This window comes from Kitasatospora sp. NPDC056783 (genome assembly GCF_042789895.1).
Classification (GTDB): Bacteria; Actinomycetota; Actinomycetes; order Streptomycetales; family Streptomycetaceae; genus Kitasatospora.
The window spans coordinates 1-4,802 of sequence record NZ_JBHUAF010000517.1 but is presented as its reverse complement, the minus strand read 5'-3'; the positions used below and the strand labels follow the sequence as shown (position 1 = coordinate 4,802).

Below are 4,802 nucleotides of genomic sequence, written 5' to 3'. Positions count from 1 at the left end.
CCTCGGGAGGCCGGGGCGGCTCGGAAGGCCGGGCGGTTCAGACTGTCCGGACGGTTCAGATGGCTCAGGCGGTGTGGGCCGCGCCACCACCGTGGCGGCCACGACGGCGCAGGACGAAGACCGCGGCGCCACCGGCCACGACCAGGCCACCGGCGACGGCGGCGAGGATCGGGGTCGAGTCATTGGCACCGGTCTGGGCCAGGCCACCGGTGCCCGGGGCGGCGCTGGTGGTCGACGGGGCCGGCTGGACGGCGCCGGTGCTCGGGGTGCCCGACGGGGTGCCCGACGGGGCGGCGCTCGGGGTGCCGGTCTCGGCCGGGGCGGACGGAGCCGCGGTCGGGGTCACACCGACCTTGCAGTCCAGGAAGCCGGTGAACTGCTTGGAGTAGCCGTTCGGGCCGGTCACCGTGAAGTCGTAGCCGCTCTTCTCCTCGACCTTGACCAGCACGCTCTCGGTCTTGCCCGGCTGGACGGCGACCTGCTGCTTGCCGACCGTGACGGTGGCGGCCTCGTCACCGGTGTTGGTGACGGACACCCGCACGCCGCCGGCGGCGCACTCCTCCTTGGCGGTGCTGTCGATCAGCGCGCCCTTGCCCTGCTTCCAGGTGGCCTTGGCGCCGGCCGCGACGTTCACCTTGGTGGAGCCGGCCAGGATCATGGTCTGGCTGTGGCGGCCCTTGGCGTCCACCTTGCTCATGAAGACCCGGCCGCTGAGCACGTTGGCCTCGGCGGCGGCGCTGATGGCGGCCTTGCCGTCCGGGGTGCCGGCCGGCACGTCCAGGAACAGCGGGGTGTCCTTGGCGATCGGACCGGCCAGGCTGCCGTTGACCGGCTTGCCGTCCTTGTCCAGCAGCTTGACCTTGTCGGCGGCGTCGCCGGTGACGGTCAGCTTGACCTCGTTCGCGCTGGAGTTCAGCAGGAACGGGCCGAGCTTGCCGCCCGACTTCCCGGACGCCGAGTCCGGGGAGAGGGTCAGCGAGGGCTTCGGCTCGGCCGCGACGCCCTTGTTGGCGTCGCCGACCAGGTAGTCGCGCAGCCGCTTGGCCTTGTCGTTCTGCGGGATGGCGGTCTTGTTGTCCGAGAACTTCCAGATCGCGGCCTGGGTGCCGGCGGCGGCGTCCGCCTCGGTCAGGCCCTCGACGTGGCTGTTCGTGATGAGGGACGCCAGACCCGCCTGCGGGAACGAGTTGTCCAGGATCCAGCGGATCTTGGCGGCGTTGGCGTTGCTGTTGAGGGAACTCGCCGACCAGTCCGCCTCGTGGTACTTGGCGCTGCTGTCCAGGTAGACCGGGTTGTCGAAGTCGATGCAGTACGTCCGGAGCTTCTCGCCGGCGCTCGTCTGGAGGGTGAACAGACCGCCGTTGACGGTCCGGCCCCCGACGTCGATCTTCTCGCCGAGAATCTCGTTCTGGACTTCCGCCGTCACGCCCGAGGTCGGGGAGCCGGCCGCGACCGCCGCACCGGCCGCGAACAGGCCTCCGCCCAGCGCGATGCTGGTCGTGAGCATGACAGTGGTTATCCGGGACAGACTCCGCCCCTGCCTCTGGAACATCTGGGATCCCTCCGGGCCGAGCCGCTCCGAGTGGGCGGCCCGCCGACTTGCCGTTCCGCGTGTGCCCCCTGTGGCACCACTGCGGGTATGAACCAGACGAATCCTATTGAGCCCCCGAGGCCTCGAAACCCCCATGCGAAATCAGGACGATTCCGTATCTGGATCGTTATCAACCCCCTCAAGTCCCACACAAACTGACGGTCGGGCAGATTGTCGGCGACCGTTTTCCGTTATCCCGTCGGATTGCGCGTGCGGGCACAACGACGTTCTCGATCAACATATTTGTCGACAGGTGAGGTCACCGGCCGGTCAGGTCAGCGCGCCCTCGGCGTCACCTCCGCGCCCCTTCCCCGCCATGTCGCCCGACTCCCCCGAAGTCACCTTTGAAGTCACCTCCGGGGCCACCGCGGAAGCCGCTCCGGAGCTCGGCACGGAGGCCCTGCGCGCCTCCAGCGCGCTGACGATCCACGCCGGCACCACCTCACCCCCGGGCTCCGGCGCGGGCTCCGGCACCCCCGGACCGGCACCGCCCGGCGGCTGCCCGCGCACCCCCGCGGCCCAACGGAACGCCGTGGTACCACGGGTGAGGTCGTGTCCGACCGACCGGGCGTCGATCTCGACCCGCCCGCGCTTCGCCTCCCCCTCCACCCACTCGCGCACCCGCAGCCGGCCGCTCACCAGCACCGGATCGCCCCTGGACAACGAACCGATCAGATTGACCGCCAGCGCCCGCCAGGCCGTCACCGTCACCCACTGCGTCTCGCCGTCCACCCAGCACTCGCGCTGCCGGTCGTACCGCCGCTCGGTGCAGCCGAGCCGGAACTTGGCCATCGGCACCCCGCCGCTCGTCTCGCCGTAGCTCACCTCCGTCGCGACATTGCCGGTCACCGTCACATGCGTCTCGCTCACGGCACACCCTCCGCTCTCGCCGATGCACCGTACGGAATCGATCGGTGCGCCTTGAGCGTGCACTCGGAAAGAAATCCCGGCCACTGACTTCCGAAATCCTGTGGATAACTCGGGCCTGTGGAACTTTTGTCACCCGCAGGGGTGAATTTCAGCCCTCCGCCACTGCTTCGCCCCCTGCTCTTCGCGGCCATGACAACAAACCCGCTGCTCGCCGCCCCGTCGACACATCCCGGAACCGGCCCGGGAACACGCTCCGGAACCCACTCGGGAAGGCGCCCCGACGCCCGTCCGCGCACGTCATCCGACCGGCGCAACCGCGAATAGGGCCCCCACCCGCGCCGCGGACGACACATTCTCCGTGCCGAATCCATAACGGGTGGGGCGGCAGCCCCGTAACGACTGCACAACGTCCGGCGCGGAACGCTGCCAGACCGCTGCACTCACGGCCTTCACCTGCGATTATCGGACCGCTCCACCGAACCGACACACCAACGGCGGTGTCGTCGCACCCGGCCCGGGAACTGGACACCCTTATCCTGTCCCCGACAGGGCGAGGGCCCACCACCCCCACCCTCGGGCCCGGGGCCGGACAGCGCGCGCCCCGGCGCTCGCCAGCCCGATCCCGGCCCACGGTCGCGCCCGCCAGGGCGCCGCCCGCCCCGCCCCCATAGCTCAGCGGATAGAGCACCCGCCTTCTAAGCGGTAGGTCGCAGGTTCGAATCCTGCTGGGGGCACCACCCGCAATTCCGCAGGCCATGGCACCGACGGACACTTTCCGTGCCCGATGCGGTCCGCACGGTAATCCCTCCCGGGCAACCGATCCGCGCACTCACCGCACAGAGCTCGTGACAATGCGTGTCGCGGTGTCGGCGACAAGGGCCGCTCGGAACAACCGGTATTCCGGGCGAATCACCACGCGAACTCCCCCTGGTAAACACCGGACCGGCGGACGAACCGGTCCCGCCTACTCCGCCAGCCCGGCCAGATAGGCGTCCAGCAACTCCACCTGCCGATCCGCCGGAAACTCCTCCGGGGCGAACAGCGCCTGCACCACCAGCCCCAGGACGAAGGCCTGCGCCCCCGCCGCGAGGGCGGCCGGATCGGCCCCCGCCGGGAGCTCCCCCAGCCGCTGGGCCTGCGCGACGTGCGCCGTGAGCGCCGTGCGCGAGCGCGCGTAGCGGCCCGCGTGCGCCGCCGCCAGCTCCGGGTCGGCCAGCGCGTGGTCCCAGGAGCCCACCCAGATCCGGTTGTCGGCCGCGGAGTCGCCGTCCAGCGGCAGGACGTCGAGCAGCGAGGCCCGGACCCGGGCCAGTCCGGCCGGCTCCGGGCCGCCGTCGGCGGGGGCGGTGCGCCGGGGCCGGGCCAGCGAGCGCCGGTCCAGCTCCTCCAGCGCGTGGCTGAGCAGTGCCCGCTTGTTCGGGAAGTAGTGCGTCAACATCCCCGTCGAGGCCCCGAGTTCGGCAGCCACCGCACGCAGGGTCAGCCCCTCGAAGCCCCGGCTGGACAACACCCGCCACACCCCCTCGGACACTTCCGAGCGGCGGGCGTCATGGTCTCCACGGGCCGGTGTCATGGGGGTTATCGTACATACCAAACGTTTGTTATGAATGGACCAGCCCACCTCAGCACCACCCGTGAAAGGCCGCCCGTGTTTGCCGTACCGCTCACCGAGAACGCCGAACTGCGCCCGCTGGAGCCCTGGCAGGCCGCCGAGTTCCTGACCCACCTCGACCGCGCCCGCGCCCACACCGACCCGTGGATCCCCTGGGCCACCTTCTCCGTCGACCTGGAATCCGCCCGCACCACCCTCCAGCGCTACGCCGACGGCCTGGCCGCCGACCAGAAGCGGATCTACGGCATCTGGCTGGACGGCACGCTGGTCGGCGGCGTGATGTTCGTCAGCTTCGACGCCCAGTCCGGCGTCTGCGAGATCGGCGCCTGGACCGAGCCGGCCGGCGAGGGCCACGGGCTGATCACCGCCGCCGTCCGGCAACTGCTCGACTACGCCTTCGTCACCCGCGGCCTGCACCGCGCCGAGTGGTGGTGCGCCTCCGTCAACACCCGCAGCCGGGCCGTCGCCGAGCGGCTCGGCATGACCCGCGACGGCGTGCTGCGCGAGTGGTACCCGTACAACGGGGTCCGCTACGACAAGGAGATCTGGGCCGTCCTGGCCCCGGAGTGGACGGCCGCCTCCCGGGGCTGACCCCGGGACCCGGCACGTCCCCGCACGCGGCGGGGGCCGGTGGTAACCCCCGTTGTACACCGGGCCCCGCCCACAGGCCCCGCGGGGCGCGCCCGGCACGCCGCCCACGTGCCCCCCAGCGCCGACGCCCCCCCGGCG

4 protein-coding genes and 1 tRNA gene are annotated in these 4,802 nt (G+C 71.4%); 2 read left to right on the top strand and 3 right to left on the bottom strand.

All coding sequences use genetic code 11. The annotated features are described in order from the left end of the window. Nucleotides 1-64: 64 nt before the first annotated feature. A complete protein-coding gene (locus ACFRMQ_RS38250; protein WP_380735489.1) occupies nt 65-1,507 on the bottom strand; it encodes a Cys-Gln thioester bond-forming surface protein in 1,443 nt (480 codons plus the stop codon). Between the two features lie 354 nt (nt 1,508-1,861). Further along, complete coding sequence (locus ACFRMQ_RS38245) at nt 1,862-2,461, bottom strand: single-stranded DNA-binding protein (protein WP_380735488.1); 600 nt, start codon at nt 2,459-2,461, stop codon at nt 1,862-1,864. Nucleotides 2,462-3,122: 661 nt separating this feature from the next. Between ACFRMQ_RS38245 and ACFRMQ_RS38240 the strand changes: the two genes are divergently transcribed. Then, a tRNA-Arg gene (locus ACFRMQ_RS38240) sits at nt 3,123-3,198 on the top strand. Nucleotides 3,199-3,425: 227 nt separating this feature from the next. Here the strand turns inward: ACFRMQ_RS38240 and ACFRMQ_RS38235 are convergent. Next, a complete protein-coding gene (locus ACFRMQ_RS38235) occupies nt 3,426-4,034 on the bottom strand; it encodes a TetR/AcrR family transcriptional regulator (RefSeq protein ID WP_380735487.1) in 609 nt (202 codons plus the stop codon). A gap of 75 nt (nt 4,035-4,109) precedes the next feature. Between ACFRMQ_RS38235 and ACFRMQ_RS38230 the strand changes: the two genes are divergently transcribed. Continuing rightward, nucleotides 4,110-4,664, top strand: a complete 555-nt coding sequence (locus ACFRMQ_RS38230; RefSeq protein ID WP_380735486.1) for a GNAT family N-acetyltransferase — start codon at nt 4,110-4,112, stop codon at nt 4,662-4,664. Nucleotides 4,665-4,802: the final 138 nt, after the last annotated feature.